Source organism: Marinobacter maritimus, assembly GCF_007671675.1.
Classification (GTDB): domain Bacteria; phylum Pseudomonadota; class Gammaproteobacteria; order Pseudomonadales; family Oleiphilaceae; genus Marinobacter; species Marinobacter maritimus.
On the sequence record NZ_VCGW01000002.1, the window covers coordinates 383216 to 408294 of the forward strand.

General features: G+C 56.1%; 23 protein-coding genes. 14 read left to right on the forward strand and 9 right to left on the reverse strand.

The features are described from left to right. Nucleotides 1-38: 38 nt before the first annotated feature. The gene (locus FFI90_RS08845; RefSeq protein ID WP_144777671.1) at nt 39-836 is read right to left on the reverse strand and encodes an undecaprenyl-diphosphate phosphatase; all 798 of its coding nucleotides are present in this window, start codon (nt 834-836) and stop codon (nt 39-41) included. A gap of 117 nt (nt 837-953) precedes the next feature. Continuing rightward, on the reverse strand, nt 954-2024 hold the full coding sequence (gene arsB / locus FFI90_RS08850) for an ACR3 family arsenite efflux transporter (RefSeq protein ID WP_144777672.1): 1071 nt from the start codon (nt 2022-2024) through the stop codon (nt 954-956). A 166-nt stretch (nt 2025-2190) separates the two neighbouring features. Between arsB and FFI90_RS08855 the strand changes: the two genes are divergently transcribed. From FFI90_RS08855 to FFI90_RS08880, 6 genes are all read left to right on the forward strand, one after another. Further along, complete coding sequence (locus tag FFI90_RS08855) at nt 2191-2580, forward strand: metalloregulator ArsR/SmtB family transcription factor (RefSeq protein ID WP_144777673.1); 390 nt, start codon at nt 2191-2193, stop codon at nt 2578-2580. 45 nt (nt 2581-2625) lie between these two features. Beyond that, the gene (locus tag FFI90_RS08860) at nt 2626-3630 is read left to right on the forward strand and encodes an ArsJ-associated glyceraldehyde-3-phosphate dehydrogenase (RefSeq protein ID WP_144777674.1); all 1005 of its coding nucleotides are present in this window, start codon (nt 2626-2628) and stop codon (nt 3628-3630) included. A 1-nt stretch (nt 3631) separates the two neighbouring features. Beyond that, nucleotides 3632-4825 carry an organoarsenical effux MFS transporter ArsJ gene (gene arsJ, locus FFI90_RS08865; RefSeq protein WP_144777675.1) on the forward strand — a complete coding sequence of 398 codons (1194 nt, stop codon included), beginning with the start codon at nt 3632-3634 and terminating at the stop codon, nt 4823-4825. A gap of 273 nt (nt 4826-5098) precedes the next feature. Then, nucleotides 5099-5770, forward strand: a complete 672-nt coding sequence (locus FFI90_RS08870; RefSeq protein ID WP_144778292.1) for an SDR family oxidoreductase — start codon at nt 5099-5101, stop codon at nt 5768-5770. Nucleotides 5771-5777: 7 nt separating this feature from the next. Beyond that, nucleotides 5778-6386, forward strand: coding sequence for an ABC transporter ATP-binding protein (locus tag FFI90_RS08875; RefSeq protein WP_144777676.1), 609 nt, complete (start codon nt 5778-5780; stop codon nt 6384-6386). After that, complete coding sequence (locus FFI90_RS08880; protein WP_144778293.1) at nt 6373-7170, forward strand: ABC transporter permease; 798 nt, start codon at nt 6373-6375, stop codon at nt 7168-7170. The genes FFI90_RS08875 and FFI90_RS08880 overlap by 14 nt, the downstream gene beginning before the upstream one ends. Here FFI90_RS08880 and FFI90_RS08885 read toward each other — a convergent pair whose 3' ends face one another. Continuing rightward, nucleotides 7171-7575, reverse strand: coding sequence for an acyl-CoA thioesterase (locus tag FFI90_RS08885; protein WP_144777677.1), 405 nt, complete (start codon nt 7573-7575; stop codon nt 7171-7173). Nucleotides 7576-7770: 195 nt separating this feature from the next. On the opposite strand from FFI90_RS08885, the gene FFI90_RS08890 reads away from it, so the two are divergent. The 5 genes from FFI90_RS08890 to phoU all read left to right on the forward strand — a co-directional run bounded on the left by FFI90_RS08890 (nt 7771) and on the right by phoU (nt 13193). Then, the gene (locus FFI90_RS08890) at nt 7771-8820 is read left to right on the forward strand and encodes a substrate-binding domain-containing protein (RefSeq protein ID WP_425463093.1); all 1050 of its coding nucleotides are present in this window, start codon (nt 7771-7773) and stop codon (nt 8818-8820) included. Between the two features lie 46 nt (nt 8821-8866). Then, nucleotides 8867-10255 carry a phosphate ABC transporter permease subunit PstC gene (pstC, locus tag FFI90_RS08895; protein WP_144777678.1) on the forward strand — a complete coding sequence of 463 codons (1389 nt, stop codon included), beginning with the start codon at nt 8867-8869 and terminating at the stop codon, nt 10253-10255. After that, nucleotides 10248-11525, forward strand: a complete 1278-nt coding sequence (gene pstA / locus FFI90_RS08900; RefSeq protein WP_144777679.1) for a phosphate ABC transporter permease PstA — start codon at nt 10248-10250, stop codon at nt 11523-11525. Before pstC ends, pstA begins: the two co-directional genes overlap by 8 nt. A gap of 64 nt (nt 11526-11589) precedes the next feature. Beyond that, the gene (gene pstB, locus FFI90_RS08905) at nt 11590-12438 is read left to right on the forward strand and encodes a phosphate ABC transporter ATP-binding protein PstB (RefSeq protein WP_246123457.1); all 849 of its coding nucleotides are present in this window, start codon (nt 11590-11592) and stop codon (nt 12436-12438) included. Between the two features lie 32 nt (nt 12439-12470). Beyond that, complete coding sequence (gene phoU / locus FFI90_RS08910) at nt 12471-13193, forward strand: phosphate signaling complex protein PhoU (protein ID WP_144777681.1); 723 nt, start codon at nt 12471-12473, stop codon at nt 13191-13193. A gap of 28 nt (nt 13194-13221) precedes the next feature. Here phoU and FFI90_RS08915 read toward each other — a convergent pair whose 3' ends face one another. The 6 genes from FFI90_RS08915 to FFI90_RS08940 form a co-directional block, all read right to left on the reverse strand. Then, entirely contained in the window at nt 13222-13587 is a 366-nt protein-coding gene (locus FFI90_RS08915) for a histidine triad nucleotide-binding protein (protein WP_144777682.1), read from the reverse strand. A 42-nt stretch (nt 13588-13629) separates the two neighbouring features. Then, the gene (locus FFI90_RS08920; protein ID WP_144777683.1) at nt 13630-14925 is read right to left on the reverse strand and encodes an FAD-dependent monooxygenase; all 1296 of its coding nucleotides are present in this window, start codon (nt 14923-14925) and stop codon (nt 13630-13632) included. Nucleotides 14926-15010: 85 nt separating this feature from the next. Beyond that, a complete protein-coding gene (locus FFI90_RS08925; protein WP_144777684.1) occupies nt 15011-15565 on the reverse strand; it encodes an aminoacyl-tRNA deacylase in 555 nt (184 codons plus the stop codon). A 171-nt stretch (nt 15566-15736) separates the two neighbouring features. Then, entirely contained in the window at nt 15737-16570 is an 834-nt protein-coding gene (locus FFI90_RS08930; RefSeq protein WP_144777685.1) for a mechanosensitive ion channel family protein, read from the reverse strand. A 137-nt stretch (nt 16571-16707) separates the two neighbouring features. Further along, on the reverse strand, nt 16708-17811 hold the full coding sequence (gene mnmH, locus FFI90_RS08935; protein WP_144777686.1) for a tRNA 2-selenouridine(34) synthase MnmH: 1104 nt from the start codon (nt 17809-17811) through the stop codon (nt 16708-16710). A 524-nt stretch (nt 17812-18335) separates the two neighbouring features. After that, nucleotides 18336-18740, reverse strand: coding sequence for a VanZ family protein (locus FFI90_RS08940; RefSeq protein WP_144777687.1), 405 nt, complete (start codon nt 18738-18740; stop codon nt 18336-18338). A gap of 97 nt (nt 18741-18837) precedes the next feature. On the opposite strand from FFI90_RS08940, the gene cysZ reads away from it, so the two are divergent. The 3 genes from cysZ (at nt 18838) to FFI90_RS08955 (ending at nt 25065) form a co-directional block, all read left to right on the forward strand. Next, a complete protein-coding gene (gene cysZ, locus FFI90_RS08945; RefSeq protein ID WP_144777688.1) occupies nt 18838-19587 on the forward strand; it encodes a sulfate transporter CysZ in 750 nt (249 codons plus the stop codon). Nucleotides 19588-19603: 16 nt separating this feature from the next. Continuing rightward, nucleotides 19604-22489 (forward strand): RNA polymerase-associated protein RapA, encoded by a 2886-nt coding sequence (gene rapA / locus FFI90_RS08950; RefSeq protein WP_144777689.1) that lies wholly within the window; start codon nt 19604-19606, stop codon nt 22487-22489. Between the two features lie 125 nt (nt 22490-22614). Beyond that, nucleotides 22615-25065, forward strand: coding sequence for an acyl-CoA dehydrogenase (locus FFI90_RS08955; RefSeq protein WP_144777690.1), 2451 nt, complete (start codon nt 22615-22617; stop codon nt 25063-25065). Nucleotides 25066-25079 lie beyond the last annotated feature (14 nt).

The window sequence follows — 25079 nt, forward strand, 5'->3', positions numbered from 1 at the left end:
ACGGGTAATAGAGAGTTTATTGCCCAGGCGGACAGGCTTTACATTAGCAGTGCGTAAATAGCCCCCGCCAGAACAATCCTGTAAATCACATAAGGCCACATGCCTACTTTATTCAGCCATTTCAGGAAGAAGTGGATGGCGGTAATGGCGATTAAAAATGAAGTTACGCCGCCAACCAGAAAAGCACTCCAATCGACCGAAATCTCCGATGTTGCCACTTCCAGAAGCTTGACGGCAGACGCCAGTACGATGATCGGTATGGCCAGCAGAAACGAAAACCGGGAGGCTGTCTCCCGGGACATGCCCAGGAACAGACCGGCCGTTATGGTCACGCCCGAGCGGGATGTGCCGGGCACGAGTGCCAGTGCCTGTGCAACTCCCACCAGTACCGCGTCTTTCCAGTTTAGTGTGTCCATCGTGCGCTGGCGCTTGGGCATCCAGTCTGCAATGCCCAGTAACAGGCCGAAGATCAGTGTGGTGGCAAAGATGATCTCCACTGCGCGCAATTCATTGTCGATGAGATCCAGCAACGCCAGTCCGGCAAGACCTGCGGGAATTGTCCCTATCACAAGGTACAGCGCCAGCGCCCCCTGTCCGATGACACGTCGCTGGCCTATGGAAATCAGACCGTCCCGCGCGATACTGAACACGTCGTTGCGGAAGTAGAGGACCACCGCCAGCAGAGTGCCCATATGCACTGCAAGGTCAAAGGCTACGCCTTGATCTACCCAGTCAAAGAAGGCCGGAACCAGAATAAGGTGTGCAGAGCTGGAGATAGGCAAAAATTCGGTCAGTCCCTGGAGGAGACCAAGGAAAAGAGCCTGGAGAAAGTCCATTCGTAGAATTCCGTTGGGGTTCGGTGCGTCACAAAGTTGGGCAGGATGTTAGCAGGGTGGTGGTTGGCTGAACAGATGCATAGCCTTGGGCCACCGCCCTGAGGCTATACAGAAGCCTCAGGCCGGGAATTTCCCTCTGGTGTTGTTGGCAATGCGCACTAGGATCAACATTAAGGGTACTTCCACCAGTACGCCCACCACAGTGGCCAAGGCAGCCCCGGATTGCAGGCCGAACAGCGCAATGGCGGCAGCGACGGCCAACTCAAAGAAATTGCTGGCGCCGATCATGGCGCCGGGGGCGGCAATGCAGTGGCGAACCTTCCACAGCCTGGCCCAGCCGTAGGCCAGGAAGAAGATCAGAAAGGTCTGGATGATCAGTGGTACGGCAATCAACACAATGTGCAGGGGATTGTTCAGGATTACCTCACCCTGGAAAGCAAACAATAGCACCAGAGTGACAATCAACGCCGCCGGGGTTACCGGGCTCAGGCGCTTCATAAATACCTCGTCGTACCAGTGCACGCCATTGCGGGCAATCAGGGTCCGGCGGGTCAGGTATCCGGCAGTGAGCGGTATCACGATGTACAGTACCACGGACAAGAGCACGGTATCCCAGGGCACCTGAATGTCTGAGATGCCCAGCAGGAAAACTACAATAGGTGCGAAAGCAAACAGCATGATGATGTCGTTCAGGGATACCTGCACCAGGGTATAGGCAGCGTCGCCTTTGGTGAGGTAACTCCAGACAAACACCATGGCGGTGCAGGGAGCGGCGCCCAGCAGAATTGCGCCAGCCAGATATTCGCTGGCCAGTTGCGGTGCAATAAACGGTTCAAACAGCACCATCAGGAAGAACCATGCGATGGCGAACATGGTAAACGGCTTGATCAGCCAGTTCACGACGGTGGTAATGGCCAGACCTTTCGGCTCTTTTCTCACGTTCACGATGGCGCTGAAATCAATCTGCGCCATCATCGGGAAAATCATTGCCCAGATCAGGATGGCGATAGGGATAGATACCTGAGCGTATTCGAAGCGGGACAGTGTCTCTGGTACCACTGGTGCAAGCTGGCCCAAGGCCACACCAGTGACGATAGCCAAGGCCACCCAGACCGACAGGTATCTCCCGAACAGATCCATGCCGCCGCTGGCGCCTTCAGGTCTGGTGGTTTCTGCATTGCTGGTCATTGTTTACCCCAAAGCTCCTTGCTGCCAGCATTGAGAACGCCGGTCAGGCCGATAACAGGCTTGCGTAATTCTTGTGTCTTTACTTTGTAACGTTCCCTACCTATTATCGCTAAAAATGCATATATGGCAAATCGAATATGCGGCAGTGTGAATAGCGGAAGACTTTATGAAAAGAAGCGTTCTGCAGCAAAATGAAGCCGGCCCGAAACCGGCAGACTACGACCCGGTGACTCTTTTCAAAGCCATGGGTGATGAGTTGCGGCTCGCGGCACTTTTGTTGATCCGGGATCAAAACAAGCTGTGCGTGTGCGAACTGACGGAAGCCTTTGAGGTGTCCCAGCCTAAAGTCAGCCGTCACCTGGCCATTCTGCGGGATTTGGGGCTGGTGGAAACGGAGCGCCGTGGTCAGTGGGTCTATTATTATCTTAACCCCCGGCTACCAGCGTGGGTGTTGCGGGTGCTGGATGAAACTGCCCGGAACAATGAGGCGTTGATCGAAACTCCCTTGGTGCAGTTGCGGGCCATGGCTGAACGCCCGGCTGTGCAGTGCCCCTGATCATTAATCGGAAACACGGATTGCCAATCTCGCAAGGAGACCGCCATGAACAAGATCAAAGTAGGCATTAACGGATTTGGCCGCATTGGCCGCCTGGCACTGAGGGCTTCCTGGGGCTGGCCGGAACTGGAATTTGTGGCCATCAATGATCCCGGGGCAGACACTCATACCCTGGCACACCTGCTGAACTTCGACAGTGTTCACGGTCCCTGGAGCCATGAAGCTTCGGCCAGTGGTGGTGAGATGGTGATCGAAGGCAAGCGCATCACGGTTACCCACAACAAGGCCATTGGTGACACCGACTGGTCCGGCTGCGACGTGGTGATTGAAGCCAGTGGCGTGAACAAGAAGGTGGCGGTGCTGCAGGCATATCTGGATCAGGGCGTGAAACGCGTCGTGGCTACCGCGCCGGTGAAGGAAATTGGGGCCAAGAACATCGTATTGGGCGTCAACGAGCATATTTTCGATCCGGCCAATGACCGCATCCTTACCGCAGCTTCGTGCACAACCAACTGTCTGGCGCCCGTGGTTAAGGTCATTCACGAGAAGCTCGGTATCAAACATGGTTCTATCACCACTATTCACAGCCTGACCAACACCCAGACCATCCTTGACGCACCCCACAAGGACTTGCGCCGGGCGCGTGCCTGCGGCAGTTCGCTGATCCCCACCAGCACCGGTTCTGCCACGGCGATTATCGAGATTTTCCCGGAGTTGAAAGGGCGACTGGATGGCCATGCAGTGCGGATACCGCTCACCAACGCCTCGCTGACCGACTGTGTATTTGAAGTGGAAACGCCAACAGATCGCGACACTGTGAACCGGCTTTTGAAAGAAGCCGCCGAGGGCGAACTGAAGGGTATTATGGGTTACGAAGAGCGCCCGTTGGTGTCCATCGACTACAAGACCGATCCGCGCTCCTCCATCGTCGATGCCCTGTCCACGCTGGTGGTCAACGGCACACAGGTAAAGATCTACGCCTGGTACGACAACGAATGGGGTTACGCCAACCGGACTGCAGAATTGGTGCGCAAGGTAGGTTCTGCCTGATATGACAGCTGCCATCCGTCAGTATTTGGTGATCACCGGCAATTACTGGGCATTCACCCTGACGGACGGCGCCCTGCGCATGCTGGTGGTGCTGCATTTCCACCAGTTGGGTTATTCGCCCCTGGAAATCGCCCTGTTGTTCATTTTTTACGAGTTCTTCGGGGTGGTGACCAACCTGGTGGGTGGCTATCTGGGTGCCCGTATGGGCCTGAATCGCACCATGAATATAGGGCTGTTCCTGCAGATTGCGGCGCTGGCCATGCTGGCCGTTCCAGCGGTCCTGCTGACCGTACCCTGGGTGATGGCGGCGCAGGCTTTGTCCGGCATTGCCAAGGATCTGAACAAGATGTCCGCCAAGAGCGGCATCAAACTGCTGGTGCCGGATGAACAGCAGGGTACCCTGTACAAGTGGGTGGCCATCCTGACCGGTTCCAAGAACACGCTGAAAGGCGTGGGCTTTTTCCTGGGCGGCGTGTTGCTGATGTCAGTCGGTTTTACAGGCGCGGTGCTCATCATGGCGACGGCTCTCGGGTTGGTTTGGCTGGCCAGTTTGTTTCTGCTCAAGCAGGAGCTTGGCAAGAGCAAAGCCAAACCGAAGTTTCGTGAAATCCTTTCGAAAAGCCGCGCCATCAACGTGCTGTCCGCCGCCCGCATGTTTCTGTTCGGCGCCCGGGATGTCTGGTTCGTGGTGGCCCTGCCGGTGTATCTGCACACGGTATTTGGCTGGGATTTCTGGAAAGTCGGGGGCTTTATGGCCACCTGGGTCATTGGTTATGGTTTTGTCCAGACCTTTGCGCCCCGGATTACCGGCAATCTGGAAAGCAAACAGCCGGCTGTGTTCTGGGCCGCTGCTCTGGCACTGATTCCCGCTGCCATTGCGCTTGGCCTGATGGCGGGTTGGCCGCCGCAAGTTGTGGTTATCGGTGGTCTGCTGCTGTTTGGCGTCTTGTTTGCCATTAACTCTTCTCTGCACAGCTACTTGATCGTCAGTTATGCCCGCGGCGATGGCGTGTCGCTGGATGTGGGCTTCTATTACATGTCCAACGCTGCGGGTCGGCTACTGGGGACGATATTGTCTGGCTGGGTCTATCAGAATTACGGCCTGGAAGCCTGCTTGTGGATTTCTGCGGGCCTTGTGGCCATGGCTTCGCTGCTATCATTGATGCTTCCCCAAAGGCATGAAACCCTGGCCTGACAGCGGGAAATGCTTCAGAAGCGCAGCACCAGACCGGCACCCGCTTCAACCTGGAGGTAGCCGCTGCTGCGATATCTGAGCTCGCCGTCGTCGAAAGCAAAGTCTGGCGCCAATGCGATTAACTGCCTGAAGTTCCCGGGTTCAGGGTCTGTGTTGTCGCGCTCTGGTCAGGTTGAACGTTATGGTGTCACCATTACGGATAAGGACGACCTTGCCAATAGGTAAGGATGATCCAATTAAGCAATGAGTCTGCTCGGAATGGAGGCGTTTCTGATGTCGGATACCAACGTAGTCGTAATCACCGGTGCCAATCGCGGCATAGGTCTGGAACTTGCACGCCATTATGCGGGTGACGGGCATGAAGTGATTGGCGTGTGTCGGCAATCGTCCGAAGAACTGGCGAGCGTGGCCGCGCAAGTAATCGAAGGGGTAGACGTCACCACCAATGAGGGCATAGCAAAACTGAAGGCCGGGCTGGTGGGCAAAGATATCAGCCTGCTGATTAACAATGCCGGTCTGTTGCAGGATGAGCAGTTGGGCAGCATCGATTTCGATTCCATCCGCACTCAGATGGAAATCAATGCCTACGCACCGCTGCGTGTGGCCCAGGCACTAATCCCGTTGATGAGGCAGGGCAGCAAGATCGCCAATATCACCAGCCGTATGGGCTCCATTGCGGATAACGATTCCGGGGGTCGCTACGGCTATCGCGCCTCAAAGGCGGCATTGAATGCGTTTGGTAAATCCATGGCGATGGACTTGAAACCTGAGGGGATTGCCGTGGCGCAGCTACACCCTGGTTATGTTAAGACCCGCATGGTGAGCTTTGGCGGTCTGATTACTCCGGAAGAGTCCGCCCGGGGACTGGCGGAACGCATTGCCCAACTGAGCCTGGAGAATACCGGCTCCTTCTGGCACAGCAACGGTGAGGAATTGCCGTGGTGAGCCGCTTTTGACCGGCCTTTTGCTGGAAAATGTCAGCGTTGGCGCCCTAAGTGAGGTGTCACTGGCGGTGCCCGACGGGCAGGTAGTTTGCTTGTCTGGCCCCTCCGGCAGTGGCAAGAGCCGTTTGCTGCGAGCGGTAGCCGACCTGGAGCCACACAACGGCGCGATTTCCCATAATGGCGCCGACCAACTGGATATGCCGGCACACCAGTGGCGAAGCCGGGTTGTTATGGTGCCGGCGGACAGCCAGTGGTGGTTTGATGACGTGGGTGCTCACTTTCCCTATAAGGCCGGTGAAAACGTGCCCGAGGCACTGGGGTTTCCATCGGAGGTGATGGCTTGGTCGGTCAGCCGGTTGTCTTCCGGGGAGCGGCAGAGGCTGGCGCTATGGCGGGCTCTTGCGTTGCAACCTCTGGCGTTGTTATTGGACGAGCCTACCGCCAACCTCGATGGCGAGGCCACGAGGGCCATTGAAACCTGGCTGCTCGAAGAAATCCGGCGGCGGCAGCTCGCTACCCTATGGGTGGCCCATGACCCGGCCCAGATTCAACGTGTGGCCAACGCCCATTACCGTATTCACCGAGCCCGACTGGAGCCTGTCCATGGAAGTGATTGATCTGGCCTGGTGGAAGCTCGGGCTGGCGGCTCTGCTGGTGCTGGCTCTGGCGGCGACCGGCCATTTGAGCCGGCTTGGTATCACCCGCAGCCTGTTGATTGCCGCCATAAGGACGGTGATCCAGCTGGCCCTGATCGGGCTGGTGCTGGAAGCCTTGTTTGCGTCTTCTGCGTTTTATTGGATTGCCCTGCTGGCCACGATCATGCTGCTGGTGGCAGGCCGGGAAGTGGTCGTTCGCCAGAGCCGGCGGCTTCGAGGCTGGTGGGCCTTCGGCATCGGCACCGGGGCGATGTTTGTGTCGTCCTTTACGGTCACGGTGCTGGCCTTGATGGTGGTGATCGGCCCGGAGCCCTGGTATGCCCCGCAATACGCTATCCCCCTGTTGGGCATGATGCTGGGTAATACCATGACCGGTGTCAGTCTGGCTCTGGACCGGTTGAATGAGTCCGTCTGGCGGCAGCGTGCGGTAATTGAAAGCCGGTTGATGCTGGGGCAAACCTGGCAGCAAGCCCTGGAAGGCATTCGCCGGGAGGCCATGCGCAGCGGCATGATGCCATCGATCAACGCCATGGCGGCGGCTGGCATTGTCAGCCTTCCGGGCATGATGACCGGTCAGATTCTGGCCGGTAGCCCGCCGGCGGTGGCGGTGAAATATCAGATTCTGGTGATGCTGATCATTACCGCCGGCACCGGGTTTGGTGCGTTGATGGCGGTATCCTGGGGTGGACGACGCCTGTTCGACGAGCGCGAGCGGTTGCGGCTGGACCGGCTGACAAAATCCTGATTATTGATGTTGCTCAGGCACTTCCCGAATACGCCCGTGCTCATCAATGGCAACGTATACGAACCGGCCTTCCGTAACCTTGCGGGGGTTTTTGGCAGTGCGATCCAGGGTCCAGACATCTACATTGATCTTCATGGAGCTGCGGCCTATGTCTACCAGCTGGCAGTAACAGCTGACCTGGGAGCCGACTCGTAGTGGAGAGAGAAACTCCATTCTGTCCATCGCCACCGTAGCGTTGCGGCCCAGAGAAATACGGCCCGCCATGGTGGCGGCGGCAATATCCATCTGTTTGACTAACCAGCCAGCGAACACGTCGCCGTTGGCGTTTGTATCCTGTGGCAGAGGCACTACCTGAAGGGTCAGATCGCCACGGGGCTTGGGTTTGTCGTCATCGTACGCAGTCATGAAGCCAGCCTTTATTTTTAATCTCTGGAATTATTTTCCTAGCATGTTAACGGCCCAGCTCGGGGCTGCAAGTTTATTCGGAGCTTATATAGAATATTTCAGGCGGTGTAACAAAGATGTCACACAGAACATTTAGCCTTCACCCATCAGTAAACCGGTGCTGTACACAACATAAGTGACTGATGGAGATTCAACGTGATTAAAACGAATTCAGCTATTGCTATCGTTGCCCTGACCGGCAGCTTATCCATGGTTTCTGCCCCCGCCGCTGCCCGTGACACGGTGAACGTTGTGGGTTCGTCTACGGTGTACCCCTTCGCCACAGTTGTAGCCGAACGCTTCGGTCGCAACTCTGACTTCCCGACCCCCAAGCTTGAATCAACCGGATCGGGCGGTGGCTTCAAGCTGTTTTGTGCCGGCATTGGTACTCAGCATCCGGACATCACCAACGCTTCCCGCCGGATGAAATCCAGTGAGTTCGCGATGTGCCAGAACAACGGTGTCGAGGCCATTACCGAAGTAAAAATCGGCGCTGATGGCATTGTAATCGCCAACTCCAGGGAAGCTGACCAGATGAACCTGAGCCTGCGTCAAGTATTCCTGGCTCTGGCCAAGGACGTTCCGGATCCCAAAGGCGGTGACAAGCTCGTTGCTAACCCTTACGAGAAATGGAGCGATATCGATTCCAGCTTGCCTGGCAAAGACATTCAAGTGATGGGGCCGCCTCCTACATCCGGTACCCGTGACGCCTTTGTTGAAATCGCGATGGAAGGTGGTTGTAAGACCTTTGGGTTCATCAAGGCAATGGAAAAGAAAGAAATGCGCGGTGTTTGCCACAACATGCGTGAAGACGGCGCGTTTGTTGAAGCCGGCGAAAACGATAATCTGATCGTTCAGCGCCTTGCCCAGGACAAAGACACGCTGGGTATCTTCGGTTACAGCTTTCTGATGGAAAACAGCGGTGAAATTCAGGCCTCAACCATTAACGGTGTAGAGCCCACCCCGGATACGATTGCCGATGAGCAATACCCGGTGGCCCGCTCCCTGTTTTTCTATATCAAAAATGCTCACGCCGGGGTTGTTCCGGGTGTCCAGGAGTATGCCAAGGAGTTCACCAGCGAAGGTGCCTGGGGCGACAACGGCTACCTGGTAGATGTTGGGCTGATCCCGAACCCCCGCAGTGTACGCATGGAGACAGCGAAAGCGGTCAGGGAACTCAAGCCAATGACGGGTAATGAGCTTTAATCCCCGAGCGGGGAAGGAGAAGGGGCAATGAATCGAGGAGATAGTAATGCAGACAGCTGATTTATTGCCCCTGGTTCTGGTGCTTGCCGCAGTGGCTTACGGGTTCGCTTATATGCGCTCCCGGGCTGTGGCAGCGCCATTGGGCGGCATTCGTAACCTCAAGGCTCTGCCGGCTTACTATGCCGCCAGAGCCGCACTTTGGTGCGCAATCCCGGCGCTGATTATATTGGGCACCTGGGCAGCCTTTGAAGGCAAAGTCATTCAGGACGTTGTGATGGCCTCCTTGCCCGCAGAGTTGGCACCGCAATCGGCGGGGCACGCCAGCCTGACGCTTTCCCAGATCAGTAATCTGGCCGCCGGCAAACTGGACCCGGCTATGGTTCCGGATGGCATATCGGGCGCGGCGGCGTTGTTGCAGGAGCTGCGTGAGCAAAGCAGCCGCTTCAAAGCGTTACTGGTGATTCTTATTGCTGTTCTTGGCGGCGCTTTCGCCTGGACACGAGTAGCACCGCACATCAACGCTCGCAAAAGTGTGGAGCGTACGCTGCAGCGCCTGTTTTTTGTGTGCGCCGCCGTTGCGATTCTCACCACCATCGGTATTGTTTTCTCGGTTATTTTTGAAACCGTCCGTTTCTTTGGCAAGGTGCCGATGAGCGAGTTTCTGTTTGGTACCAGTTGGAGTCCGCAAACCGCACTTCGGGCGGATCAGATAGGGTCTGAGGGCGCGTTCGGCATTATCCCGCTGTTTACCGGCACTCTGATGATTTCTGCGATTGCCCTGTTGATTGCTGTGCCGGTGGGCCTGCTGTCGGCGGTGTATCTTTCCGAATATGCCAGCAGGCCGGTTCGCGCGGTGGTCAAGCCCCTGCTGGAAATGCTGGCAGGCGTGCCCACCGTGGTTTATGGTTTTTTTGCAGCGCTCACGGTAGCGCCGTTCATCCGTGATCTGGCTCTTATGCTCGGCCTTGAGGCCTCCTCCCAGAGCGCACTGGCGGCCGGACTGGTGATGGGCATCATGATTATCCCGTTTGTGTCATCGCTGTCGGACGACGTGATCAACGCGGTTCCGCGCGCCCTTCGGGACGGTTCTCTGGCGCTGGGCGCCACCCAGTCTGAAACCATGAAGAACGTGATTTTTCCGGCGGCGCTGCCCGGCATTATGGGCGGCATCCTGCTTGCCGCATCCCGCGCGATTGGCGAAACCATGATTGTGGTTATGGCCGCCGGCCTGGCTGCAAACCTGACCGCCAATCCTCTGGATTCGGTGACCACCGTCACGGTACAGATTGTCACCCTGCTCACTGGTGACCAGGAATTCGACAGCGCCAAGACGCTGGCTGCATTCGCACTGGGCATGATGCTCTTCATCGTAACGCTGCTGCTGAACGTGATCGCACTGAAAGTTGTGCGTAAATACAGGGAACAATATGACTAACCCAGGCTCACAGGCGGAGCTTGTCCGCCGCTCACTCAAGCGTCGCTATCGCAAGGAACGTCGCTTCCGCTTTTATGGCATAGCCGCTATTTCGATTGCGTTGTTCTCGCTGGTGATCCTGTTTACCGACATTGTCAGCAAGGGGTACACAGGCTTCATCAAAACCACGGTTACCCTTGAGGTGCACCTGGATGGGGAGCTGATGTACCTGAACGACGCCTCGGATCCGGAGCAGGTCGCCATGGCGGACTTTCAGGCGCCTATCATCAAGGCCTTGCAAGGGTATTTCCCACAGGCTACGAGCCGGGCGGATAAGCGTGAGCTCAGCCGGATGACAGGCAGCTACGCCAGCAATCAGGTGCGTGATCTGCTGATGGAGAATCCGGATTGGCTGGGCAGCACTCGCACCATTGAGTTTCCGGCCCACGATACGGTGTCGGTTTACGTAAAGCATGCGGGCGACCCCGGGTACTCCATACGCCTGACAGAGCAGCAGCAGCGCTGGACGGACGAACTGCTTGGAAAAGGCGTTGTCGATACGGGTTTCAACGATGTGTTTTTCACCAGTGGCGACTCCCGGGAGCCCTCTAACGCCGGCATTCTGGGCGCTTTGATCGGCTCTTTGCTGACCATGGGCATCACACTGGTTATCGCCTTCCCGGTGGGTGTAGCTGCGGCGGTTTATCTTGAGGAATTTGCACCCAGTAACCGCCTTACGGACTTTATTGAGGTTAACATCAACAACCTTGCTGCAGTGCCCTCCATCATCTTCGGGTTGCTCGGGCTGGCGGTGTTTATCGGCCTGTTCGGTATGCCACGGTCGGTGCCGGTAGTGGGTGGCCTGGTGCTGGCGCTGATGACACTGCCCACCATCATTATCTCGAGCCGTGCGGCGATCAAGAGTGTGCCGCCGTCGATCCGCGAGGCGGCAGAGGGTATAGGCGCTTCAAAAATGCAGGTGGTCCTGCATCACGTGTTGCCCCTGGCCATGCCCGGTATGCTGACCGGTTCCATTATCGGCATGGCGCAGGCGCTGGGCGAAACTGCGCCTTTGTTGCTGATTGGTATGGTGGCCTTCATTGTCGAGATTCCTGACGGGTTCTTCAGTTCCGCCACCGTATTGCCCGTGCAGATTTTCATCTGGGCCGGCAGTGCCGAGCAGGGCTTCGTGGAGCTGGCCTCCGCCGGCATTATGGTTCTGCTCGCCTTCCTGATCACCATGAATGCGTTCGCCATATGGCTGCGTAAGCGCCTTGAGCGCCGTTGGTAAAGAGGCAACACTTATGAGCGCAATTTCGAGCACTATGAATCCAACAGCTATCAAAGAGTCAGATATGCCTGAAGCAGACCCGAAAAAAGCTCCGATTGAGCGCCCGGCAGATACGGTAATTGAAGAAGGCAAAACCGTCGGTGTTCCGCTTTCGGATGATCCCAAGTTCCAGCTGCGGAACGTGGAAGTGTTTTACGGTGAAACTCCGGCCATTAAAAACATCAGCCTGGATATTGCCCGCAATGAGGTTATTGCGTTTATCGGGCCTTCGGGGTGTGGCAAATCAACCTTTTTGCGCTGCCTGAACCGGATGAACGACAGCATTGATAGCTGCCGGATAAAAGGTTCGCTGCAGCTGGACGGCCAGGATATTTATGACTCCAAACGTGACGTGGTGGAGCTACGGGCCCGTGTGGGCATGGTGTTCCAGAAGCCGAATCCGTTCCCGAAATCTATCTACGATAACGTCGCCTACGGCCCCCGTATTCATGGCCTGGCCAACCGCAAGTCGGATCTGGACGATATCGTGGAAAACAGCCTGCGCAAGGCCGGCCTTTGGAATGAGGCCAAGGATCGCCTTGATGCTATGGCCACCGGAATGTCCGGTGGCCAGCAGCAGCGGCTGTGTATCGCCAGAGCCATCGCCGTCAGCCCGGAAGTGGTGCTGATGGATGAGCCTTGTTCGGCGTTGGATCCCATTGCGACAGCGCGAATTGAGGAGCTGATTGCCGAGTTATCCGAGAGCTACACCATTGTGATCGTGACTCATTCCATGCAGCAGGCCGCGCGGGTTTCCAACCGCACTGCGTACTTCCACCTGGGGCATCTTGTGGAAGTAAACGACACGAGCAAGGTATTTACCATGCCGGAACATGAACTGACGGAATCCTATATTACCGGTCGTTTTGGCTGATCCGGGTGCAAAGAACAGGGGAGAGAAACACCATGGTTGCGAAAAAAGACGACGTATACGGAGATCATATCTCCAACCGATTCAACGATGAGCTTTTGGCCCTGAAAACCCGTTTCCTGAAAATGGGTGGCCTGGTGGAAACCCAGATCGACAGCGCCGTAAAGGCGTTGATTGACGGGGATGGGTATCTGGCCGAAGAAATCCGGGCCAAAGACAAGATGGTGGACCGGATGGAGATGGATATTGACGAGGAAGCTATGCTCATCATCGCTCGTCGCCAGCCCACCGCCCGGGATCTGCGGCTGGTGATTTCAGTGATTCGGATGGTGGCGGATCTGGAGCGGGTGGGCGACGAAGCCAAAAAGATTGCCAAGTTTGCGATCAAGCTCACCGAGGAAGGACAGGCGCCCCAAGGCTATGTGGAAGTGCGCAATATCGGTGCCCATGTGATGGGCATGCTCCACGACTCGCTGGATGCCTTTGCGAGACTGGATTCCGAACAGGCTCTGCGAGTCATGAAGGAAGACAAACGAGTGGATGAGGAATATCAGGCTGCCGCCCGCACTCTGCTTACCTTCATGATGGAAGACCCCCGAAATATCCCCCGCTGTATGTCGGTGATGTGGGTTCTGCGGGCGCTGGAGAGGGTAGGCGATCACGCCTGCAACATTGCCGAGAACGTGATCTTTATGGTCAAGGGTGAAGATGTACGCCACACACCAATGGAAGAAGCGGAGCGGGTTGTGGGGCGCTAGGCCCCACTTGATCTTTGCCCCCGACCACTCAGGCCTGTTTCATTTTATCGGTATAAGGCGGCCAACCGAACGGCTTGCCAGCCAGCAGATGAAGATGAATGTGGAACACGGTCTGACCGGAGTTTTCGCCGCAGTTCATCACGGTGCGATAGCCGTCGTCGGCAAAGCCCATCTCTTTCGCGAGCTTGGCCGCTACCCAGTAAAGGTGGCCAACCAGCTCGCGATCCATCTCTTCGATGTCATTAATGGTCGCGATCATTTTTTTCGGGATGATCAGCAAGTGCACCGGCGCCTGCGGATTGATATCGCGAAAAGCCAGACTGATATCGTCTTCATAAATGATATCCGCCGGGATTTCGCGGTTGATGATTTTGGTGAAAATGGTTTCGGACATCCTGATTTCCTCTTATTTGTTGTGGTTTGATTGTTCAGACACTTAAAGCTGGTTCAGGCCCGGCAGCCGGGCTGCCAGCTGCCGGACAACAGCTGGCAGCTCATCGTCGATGCCCATGGCATAGCGTGCCACCCGGTTCCGGGCAAAGGGCAGAGCGCGGGCGGTGCCCAGACCGAGATTCCGAAGCAGATGAAGCGGCGGAATCCGGTTGCTGAACAGGTGATAGAAGGCATCCATGGCGTACATCATGCGCCGGTTCGCCGGGCGCCGCTGTTGTTCATAGCTGGCCAGTACTGAGGCTTCGGCCAGATCTTTGCCTGCCCGCCTTGCCTCTTTCAGAAAGCTTTGCAGGCACTGGGCATCCTGAAAACCAAGGTTTACGCCCTGTCCCGCCAACGGATTAATGGTATGGGCGGCGTCCCCCACAAGTACAATGCGACCCACCGAGTAGTGTTTGGCGTGCTGGCGGGCGATGGGAAAGCTGGCGCGATCTTCAATATGGGTAAGGTGCGGCAGCTCGGTTGGAAAGCTCTGCTGTATTGCCGTTATCAGTGCTTCATTGCTCAGGCTTTTAAGGCGGGCGATTTCTTCTGGCGAGTCGTACCATACCAGCGAAGCGCGGCTTTCTCCGGGGTGATCTGAGCCTGCGCTGTATAACGGCAGGAAGGCTCTGGGGCCAGAGGGGTAAAATCCTTGCCAGGTGATGTCTTGCACCGGCCCCTGGTAACGCACGGAAATAACCATGGCCTGTTGGCCGTACTGGTTGCGGGTAACGCCAATGCCGGCCATGTCCCGCACTCGCGACTGCGCACCGTCGGCGCCAATAACCAGCATGGCGGTCAGTTCCTCGCCGTTCTCAAGCGCAACTCTTGCCTGCTCACCTGTCTGGTTAATGCCAGTGACGCCATTGCCGGCCAGTATGGTAACCGAGGGTTCTGCTTTCGCCGCATGCCAAAGGCCCTGCTGGGTTACTGAGTTTTCAACAATATGACCAAGGTGAGAGGTGTTCAGCCCGGCGGCATCGAACACCACCTGGTTTGACGTTTTCGGCAGCAGGTTGCTCAGGGGGTGTCGGGTTTCGTCCCACACTGCGAGGCGGCGATAGGGCGTTGCGCGCATGTTGAGGATGTGATCCCAGGCGCCCAGGCTCTGCAGGTAACGCTCGCTGCCTGCGCTCAGAGCTGATACGCGAATATCGGGGGCTGAGCCCGGGTCGAATTTGGGCGCAGGGGCGCGATCAACCATCGCGACACTGAAGCCCTCCCGTCCGAGGCCGGTGGCAAGTGCGGCGCCGACCATGCCGGCGCCGACAATCACAATATCAAAAGCTTGAGTCATATCGGATTCCTGTCTGATGCCCACAGTTTACGCGATGGCAAGGATCAGACAAGCGACCGGAGTCAAGCCGGTTATGAAATCATGATCAACCTATCATGCCGGATACCTGTTGTTCAGATGATTCTCCGGGCTGGCGTCGGTTTTTTGTCAGCCAGGCAGGCTTCTGTGCCCCGGGCTTGATGAAGCCCCGGTGAAGCACCATGGGCTGAACCAGGTTCAGGAAATCCCGGGTTTTCATGTGCAGGGTTTCGGTATGGCTGCCTGCGGCAAAGGCGAGTTCCGGCTGTTCTGTCAGCGGCTCGGCGCAGTACACGGTCATTCCGAACAGGTTGCCGAAGGGCGGCATGGCGCCGACTTCACAATCCGGGAAGCGATCCTGAAACTCCTGCTCGTCGGCAAGGTCGACAAAGTCGGTATCCAGAATGCGCGAAAGGCTCTCCCAGCGAACACGCCAGGTTGCGGGCATGACCAGCATGGCCATTTTTCCATCGAGTTCGATAATGACGGTTTTGACGACCTTGTCACCCGCAATTTTTACGTGGTGAGCAAGCTGCTGAGCGGTGAACGCGGGAGGGTGAGTGAGGCTCATGTATTCAACATTTGCCTCATCAAGAAATTCTTTCAACTGCTGTATCGGCACAGTGACGGCCTCCTACCAGCAATGACAGCAATCCGGAGCGGTTGGCGCAGTGTCTGGTCTGCTCCGGCGACGTTCTGGCGGGGCTGTCACGCCCCACCATTATCGTCAGCTTAGCTGAGGTTTAGCAGTTTGCGAGTAACGGGTTGTATCTACTCGATACCGATTGCTATCTCACTCGGTTTTGTACATGTGTACATCGCGCTGAGGAAAGGGAATGGAGATACCTTCGGCATCAAACGCTTTTTTCACGCGCTCCTGCATGTCCCAGTAAAACGGCCACAGGTCTCCGGATTTTGTCCATGCGCGAACGGTAAGGTCAACAGAACTTTCACCCAGACCCCCCACCACAATCAGTGGCTCCGGATCCGTGAGTGCGCGCTCATCTTCTTCGATAAGGCGTTTGCAAATACTCTTCGCCTTGTCGATGTCGTCGCTGTACCCGATCCCGAATTTCATGTCGCAACGACGTGTGTCGTAGGCGCTGAGGTTGGTCAGACTTGAGTTGGAGAGATCACCGTTTGGTATCACAATCCGACGGTTGTCAAAGGTGTTAACGATGGTATACAGAATGGAGATTTCGATTACGGAACCCAGGAACCCCTGCGCCTCGATAACATCACCTACCTTGAACGGCTTGAAAATCAGAATCAGTACGCCGCCCGCGAAGTTCCCAAGGCTGCCCTGAAGTGCGAGACCAACAGCCAAACCTGCAGCACCGATAATGGCAATAAAGGAAGTGGTGGCAATGCCAACCATAGAGGCGACAGAGATCAGCAGAAGGATCTTGAGAATGGCGCCAATCAGTCCACACAGGAATTTGTTCAGCGTCGGATCTTTCTTGCCAAGCTTTGCGTCCAGTACTCCCACAAAGCGATTGATCAGCCACAGACCGATAATCAGCGTGATGATGGCCAACAAAACTTTCGGGGCATAGGTCATGACCAGCGCAATGGCCTGGTCGATATATTCAGCGGCGCGCCCGTCAGCGCTTAGTAAATCTTCCATAAGGGTTTCCTTGTCAATTCCTGTTTCTTATTTATCAAGCCGTCAGTATAACTCTGGAGCGGCAGGGTGTGTTCAAGGCCTGTATAGCAGACAAAATGATGTGGGTACATCAGAGCCACTATTAAGGTAAGTACTGTCTACGCAAAGGCATTGTCACTGGCCCACCCGATGACCGCATCTGTGCCGCCACGGACAAGTATTTGCCCCTGCTTCTTGCTGAGCTGATAATCATACATCGGGTCGTAATAGTCCTGCAGCAGAGGTTGAATCCAGGCGTCGTGGGCGTGGACATCGCCATTGCGCTCCTGTTCCTTCAGCGCCTGTTCCATAACGCTGCGCAGCTGGCTGTAGCGCTCACCACCCAGGCGCTTGCTTATGCGTCCCAAAGCCTCGAGAAGGTAGTCACGGAAGTTCAGCCAGCCAGCTTCCTCACCATCACGGTTGATGTAATCTGCTGACATCGCCTCTACATAGTCTTCGCGGATAATGCGCGTGCGATCTTCCAGTGACTGTTCAAGAATAAGCAGGGGTGCCTGGGCCATTCGCTCTTTCATCGCATCCGGCATGGCACAGCGACCAACCAGGCGGCTTTCATCTTCCAGATAAACGGGTCCATTCTTTAAATGACGGGCCTTCAGCATGGCGACAGCAAGACGGTTTTCGAAATCAATCTGTGATGGCTGGGGTGTTACCTGACGCCCGAAGCTGGAGCCCCTGTGGTTTGCCAGTCCTTCCAGATCAACCGGGTTCGGGAGTTGCTGCAATACACGGGTTTTGCCGGTTCCTGTACGCCCGCTGAGGATGCGGAAATCGCCGGATTCAACGAGGTTGTCGAGACTGTCGATCAGGAATCGGCGCAGAGCTTTGTAGCCGCCTTTGACGAGGGGGAAGTCAATACCCGCATCCCGGATCCACTGCTGCGTAAGTCTGGATCGCAAGCCGCCGCGAAAACAGAACAGATAGCCTTCGGGATGGCGCGCTATAAACCGCTTCCAGGCTTCAATACGTTGGGCCTTGATGTCACCGCAAACCAGCTGATGGCCCAGCCGGATTGCTTCATCCTGACCTTTTTCCTTGTAACAGATGCCTATCCGGTGCCGCTCTTCGTCGTTCATCAGCGGAGCATTTTCTGCCGCCGGGAAGCTACCTTTGGCGAATTCTACTGGTGCTCGTACATCCAGCAGGGGTGCATCATTCAGGAACAGGGAAAGGTAGTCTTCGGTATCGGGTCTGCTTGCCATTTCAGGGCTCAATCGCTTGCCAGAATAAGGCGGCAGTATAACGGATGCGAGGTTTCCCTGCTTTGTGGACTTGATTTCAGGGGAGACTGCGCAGAAATTCAAGGAAAATCCGGAATAAAAAAGGGCAACCCTGAGGCTGCCCTTTACCGGAACAGGTCGGCGCATCCTTGCGCTGAGTGCTACAGCCCTGTCGCGAATCCTTGGCCCACTCCGTGGTGCCGGCTTCCTAGCCAGCGATCCGAATAGTTATCCCTTAAGCCAGATATCCCTGTATTCCTGCTTCTCCCTGCATTCCTTGCCGGGGTGCATCCGGTGCGTCGTCCTTTTCCCTGTCATCCTTGACGAAATCACTATACCAACCGGTGATACGGAAACGTGGGAACCATGCACGTCTGCATGGCGCGTCATTTTTCTGAGATTAATAAAGGTTAATAGTATCAGGGTATTAGGGTTTGACGAGCGGCGTTAATCGCTGCCGCGTACGTTAAATCACTACAAGATCTCACAGCAATGTGCGATATGTCTCACACGGATCCGGGCGAATCTCTCAAGTCTTTTCTGGCGACTTTACGTAAGCCCGGCCACGGCAGGAGGCCAATCAGTATTCCTGCGCCGTCGGCGGCCACGTCTGCCAGAGAGAAATCCCGGTACGGCAGGTTGGCCTGCACAATCTCTATGCCCAGCCCAAATGCCAGAAGGGCCGGCGCATACCAGATACTGCGCAGCTCCGGCCAGGCCAACCGGGTAAGAATGGTGAGCTCGATAAACGCAATCAGGTGGTTCACTTTGTCGCTAGGGGCGGACGGTATGGGATAGTTGCTGCTGGTCGTTGCCAGAAAACCAATAGCGACCACCGATATCAGAAGCGCAAAGCGCCACAAGGGCCGGAAGTGCAGCAAGGTTGTCAGTTGATGTTTCAGTGTTGCCATTGGTGAAATCCGTCAGAGTTCTCTGGCTGTGTGAAGGTTTTCAACATGATATGCTTTGCGCCCCGTCACTGTCATTGAAGCGGAGGATTATACGGCGATGCTCAGAGGAAATTTTTTTCGTGGCCTGGGCTACTTGGGGGAGGGTTTCCGCCTGATACGCCAACCCGGCCTGAGGTTGTTTGTTGTCATTCCGCTTGTGATCAATGTTCTCCTCTTTGGACTGCTGTTCTACTTCATGGGTGAACTGTTTGGCATCCTGATTGCCACTGCGATGTCCTGGCTGCCCGATTGGGCCTGGTTGCAGGCGCTGGACTGGCTGTTCTGGATCCTTTATGGCGCCGTGATTCTGCTTATGCTGGCTTTCGGTTTTGTGATTGTTGCAAATCTGATTGGTTCCCCGTTTTACGGTTACCTTGCGGAGCTCACCGAGAAGCACCTTACCGGCCAGGAAGTCAGCCCGGACGACGGCTGGGCGACTATCGTAAAAGACATCCCCCGGTCACTCTGGCGCGAAGTGCAGAAAATTGTTTATTACCTGCCGCGGGCCATTGGCCTGTTTATTATCGGTTTGATCCCGGTGGTTAACCTTGTTGCTGCAGTGCTGTGGTTTTTATTCAACAGCTGGATGATGGCACTGCAGTATGTTGACTACCCCGCAGACAATCACAAAGTGAGCTTCAAGGCACTGCGTCAGCTGCTAGGCGATACCAGACTGTCTGCGTTGGGCTTCGGGCTGCCGGTGGCACTGGCTGCCATGGTGCCGGTTCTGAATCTTGTTGTGGTCCCTGCCGCTGTTTGTGGCGCGACCGCTTATTGGGTGCGCGAGAACGGCGCAACACGAAATTAATAAGTCGGGAGGCTTTTTGGACGCATCGGAATTTGTTATTGGCCAGCGCTGGGTAAGTCACAGTGATACGTCGCTGGGCTTGGGCATAGTCACAGATATTTCCGGCCGCCGGGTAACCCTGGGGTTCCCTGCAGCTGACGAAGAACGCACCTACGCCATTGACAATGCACCGCTTTCTCGCATCGTTTACCAGATTGGCGAGGAAATCGAGACCTTCGACGGTGCAAAGTATCGTGTGCGCGCTGTCGAGGACATTGGTGGCGTGCTGCTGTATCACGCCGATGCTGACAGAGAAGATGGCGAGCAACCTGAGGGGGACCTTGAGCAGATATCCGAGGTAAAACTCGCCGGCTCCGTTAATTTTTCTGCACCCCATCAGCGCCTTTTCGCCGGGCAGTTTGATCGTAACGGTGCCTTCCGCCTTCGGTTTGCGACAGTGCAACACATGGACAGGTTGCGGGCCTCTCCCGCCCGGGGCCTGATTGGTGCCCGCACTCAACACTTGCAGCACCAGATCTACATTGCTCACGAAGTGGCCAAACGTCATGCGCCACGAGTGCTCCTGGCAGACGAAGTTGGTTTGGGTAAAACCATCGAAGCAGGTCTTATTCTGCACTATCAACTGCAGACAGGGCGAGCCCGGCGAGCCTTGATTGTGGTGCCAGATTCTCTTATACATCAATGGCTTGTTGAAATGCTCCGGCGTTTCAATCTGCGATTTTCGATTGTTGACCAAAGCCGTTACGACGCCCTGAAAGACAGCGAAGACGATGTCGATGCTCTGATGGACCACATCTTTGGGGGTGACTCCTCTGTTAACCCCTTTGAAAGCGACCAGTTGGTGCTTTGCAGCCTTGATTTTCTGGTGAACAGTGAGAAAGCCCGGAAGGATGTCTTGAGTGCCGGCTGGGACCTGATGATTGTAGATGAAGCGCACCATCTGGCCTGGAGTACAGAAAGTGTCAGCCCCGAATACCAGATAGTGGAGGAGCTTTCGGCAACCAGCGAAGGGCTGTTATTGCTCACGGCAACGCCGGAGCAGGTGGGTGTAGCCAGCCACTTTGCTCGCCTCCGGCTACTCGACCCCGCGCGCTTTCACGACTTGCAGGCGTTTCAGGAAGAAGAGCAGCAGTACGAAGCGATTAACGGCGTCGTGCGGCGCCTGCAGGATGAAGGATCGGATATCCTTGAGGAAGATCGCAATGCGCTGGAAGCCTGGCTGGGCAGCGAGTTGGCGCAGTTGCTGAAGGGGGATTCGCCGCGGCAGCCTATCATTGATGCATTACTCGACCGTCACGGCACAGGGCGCGTTCTGTTCCGTAATACCCGGGCGGCGATTCAAGGCTTCCCCGAGCGACGTGCCAATGCCGCGCCCCTGGACTGTCCCGCCATGTATCAGGGCCAGGAATTTGGTTACCCGGGGTTGGCGCCAGAGCAGTCCGTACCGGAGGAACAATGGCTCGCGGATGACCCGAGAGTTGCCTGGCTGGAGAAAAATCTGGCAGGACTGCGGCCCGCCAAAGTCGTGGTCATCTGTGCCATGGCTGAAACCGCTATGGCATTGGAGAGCTATCTTCAACTCCGGGCAGGCATTCGCAGCGCTGCATTCCATGAGCACTTGAGCCTCGTGGAGCGTGACCGCGCCGCCGCCTACTTTGCCGACGATGAACAGGGTGCCCAAGCGCTTATTTGCTCGGAGATTGGCAGCGAAGGCCGCAATTTCCAGTTCGCGCACCACCTGGTGCTGTTTGATTTGCCGGCTAACCCGGACTTGCTTGAGCAGCGTATTGGGCGGCTTGACCGGATTGGGCAGACTGAAACCATTGATATCCATATCCCCTATCTTCGCAATACCGCGCAGGAGGTTCAGTACCGCTGGTTCCAGGAAGGGCTGAATGCGTTTTCCGAAAGCTGTGCCGTCGGCGTGGCGGTGCAGGAAAAGGTCAGCGAGCAGTGGGAAAGTGCTCTGGCCGGCGATACCTCCGTGCTGGATGGTCTCGTTGAGGCGTCTGCCACCGAGGCCGGCAGGTTGAAAACGCTGCTACAGAACGGCCGGGACGCACTGATCGAGCTCAACTCCTGTCGCCGCGATATAGCCGATACGCTGATTGCCGGTATTGAGGAGGAAGAGAGCTCTGTTCAGGTACGCGATTACATGATGGAAGCCTTCGATATTCTTGGCGTGGAAGTGGAGGATCACTCGGAATACGCCGATATTCTGCGCCCCGGAGAGCAGTACCAGGCCGGCCACGTTGCGGAGCTGCCGGAAGACGGGGTAACCGTCACCTGGGATCGACAGCATGCGCTGGAGCGCGAAGACATTGCGTTCATGAGCTGGGAGCACCCGATGGTAACCGGTGTGATGGACTCGGTGACCAGCTCCGGGTTGGGCAAGGCAGCGCTGGCCAGCCTGTCGGTCAAGGCCCTGCCACCGGGTACTTTGCTGATGGAGGCCCTGTTTACCGTGCATTGTCCGGCCCCGGAAGCGCTGCAGTTGACCCGCTATCTACCGGTCTCGCCTCTGCGGCTGTTGGTCGATGTGAACGGCAAAGAGCTTTCCGCAGCATTGCCCCATGATCGCCTGAACGATCTTTGTTCGAACATTCGCCGGCGCACCGCGCAGGCAGTTGTGCCGCAGATCCGGCCTCAGGTCGAAACCATGGTGGACCATGTTGAACAACTGTCTGCACCGCATCTGGAGCCTATGAAGCAAAAGGCACTGGCGCAGTTAGAGGCAAACTTTGAGCCGGAAATTCGCAGGCTGGAAGCCCTGAAAAAAGTAAACCCGGCTATTCGCGAAGATGAAATTGACTACTTCCGAAACCAGCTGGACGCCGCCCGTGAAGCAATCGGGCGCGCCAGTCTGGCGCTGGAAGGTATCCGGGTTATTGTCACGGCCTGAGAATGTGCATTCTGTGAAACGGTTAACCGTTGGGAGCTGCTGCGCTCGCTAGCCAGTATTCATCCGATGAGATACCGTAAACGTAAGTATTTGAAGTTTCAAACCATGGATGACAGAGAGAGCTTATGATGACTTTTATCCTGTTTCTGGTGGCGCTGACAGCCTTGCTGGTGGTCATGCGACGTGAATCCGGTGCCAAGCCGGCTATTGGTGTGATGATTGTGGTTGGCTTGCTGTCGATGATGTTTGCATCCGGATGGCTGGCCCTGGTTCTCTTTATCGGCGCCGCTATTACGGCTGCGGCCGGATTGCCGGGGTTGCGCCAGAACTGGCTCACGCCACGTGTCTTCGCCATGTTTAAAAAGGTTGCCCCGAAAGTCTCTGATACCGAGAAGGTAGCCCTTGAAGCGGGCACGGTAGGCTGGGACGGCGAACTGTTTACCGGCCGGCCCGACTGGCACAACCTGCTGATCAACCGCCATACCGGTTTGAGCGAAGAAGAGCAGGCGTTTGTGGACAATCAATGCGTTCAGGCCATATCCATGTGCGATGCCTGGGATATTGCTGTCGAGCGCGCCGATCTTCCGAAAGAACTTTGGGATTTCCTCAAGAAAGAAAAGTTTTTCGGGATGATTATCCCGAAAGAGTACGGTGGGTTGGGTTTCTCCGCCAAGGCTCAGACGGCGGTACTGCAGAAAATTGCAGCCAATGAAATGCTCATGGTTTCAGTAGGCGTACCCAACTCTCTCGGTCCCGGTGAATTGCTGCTCAAGTACGGTACTGATGAACAGAAGAATCACTATTTGCCGCGCCTGGCTGATGGTCGCGAAATTCCCTGCTTTGGTTTGACCGGCCCCCGTGCGGGCTCAGACGCCACCTCATTGCCGGATGCCGGCATTGTGTGCAAGCGTATGATCGACGGCAAGGAAGTGGTTGGTATCAAGCTCGATTTTGAAAAGCGCTGGATTACGCTTGCGCCCATCGCAACCGTGGTTGGTTTGGCGTTCCGTATGTTTGACCCGGACGGCCTGCTCGGCGATACCGAAGACTATGGCATTACCTGTGCACTGATACCCCGCGATACCAAGGGTATGGAAATTGGCCGCCGTCATTGCCCCATCGGTAGCCCATTCCTGAACGGTCCGATCATTGGGAAAGATGTTTTTATCCCGCTGGATTACATTATTGGCGGCATGGAAATGGCCGGCCAGGGCTGGCGTATGCTGGTTGAGTGTCTCTCTGTCGGCCGCTGTATCACCTTGCCCTCCGGCGCGGCGGGTTCTGCCGCTTACGCCGTTGGCACTGCGGGTGGTTTCACCCGCATCCGTCGACAGTTCAACACCCCGGTGGCGGATATGGAAGGTGTGCAGGAGCCTTTGGCCCGCATCGCCGCAAAAACCTATATTGCACAATCTGCGGTTAACCACACTGCAAACATGATCGACAAGGGCGAGAAACCCGCTGTCCCATCAGCCATCCTCAAGTATCACCTGACCGAATTCCAGCGTGAAATCCTGACGGACGCCATGGATGTTCACGGTGGTAAAACAGTGACGCTAGGCCCACGTAACTATCTAGGTATTGGCTACAGCGGTGCTGCGGTATCCATTACGGTAGAGGGTGCAAATATCATGACCCGCAGCCTGATGATATTCGGCCAGGGCGCTATCCGTTGTCATCCTTACGTGCTGAAAGAACTGGCTGCGAAAGATAACGACGACATTCATGCATTTGACGATGCCTTCTTCGGCCATGCAGGCCTGATTTTCGGGAATGCTGCACGTGCGTTCACTCAGGGGCTTGGTCTCGGTTGCGCAGACGTACCGTTTGACAGCGCCAGCCGCAAATACGCCCAGGCAGTTGCACGCTTCAGTGCTGCTTTCGGTCTTTGCTCGGATGCGGCCATGACCACGCTTGGCAGCGAGTTAAAAATGCGTGAGCTGATATCTGCTCGTCTCGGCGATATGCTGTCCAACCTGTATCTGGCCTCCATGGTTCTCAAGAACTGGCACGAAACCCAGCCGGTGGAAGGTGAAAAAGAAGTGATGCAGTACAGCCTTGGCTTGTTGTTGCATCGCACAGAAGAAGCGCTGGATGGCTTCCTGCAAAATCTGCCGAATCGCGCGGTTGCTTTGATTCTGCGCGCAGTTACCCTACCTCTGGGCCGGAGTTGGGGTAATCCCCATGACGATCAGGCGCGCAAGCTTGCGCGGTTTATCTCGACAGATACGCCTATCCGTCACAAGCTGCTTGCTAGCACCTGGACCACAGAAGGTGAAGGCGATGTAGAAAACCCCGTGGCTCGTTATAATGATCTGCTGAAAGACTATGACAAAGCCGAGCAACTCTACCGCAAAGCAACCAAAGCCTACGCCAAAGGCGAATTGCCAATGACCGCACTGCACCCGGAAGAGCGCTTCGAAGCGGCGCTGGAAGCGGGGATATACACCAGGGAAGAAGCTGAATTCATGCGCGAGTATGAAGTTGTTGTTCTGGAAATGCTGAGTGTAGACGACTTTCCGTTTGACGAGTTTGCCCGGAACAAGGAAACGTTGATTGATCACAACCCGGCATAAAATGGTGATTGGCG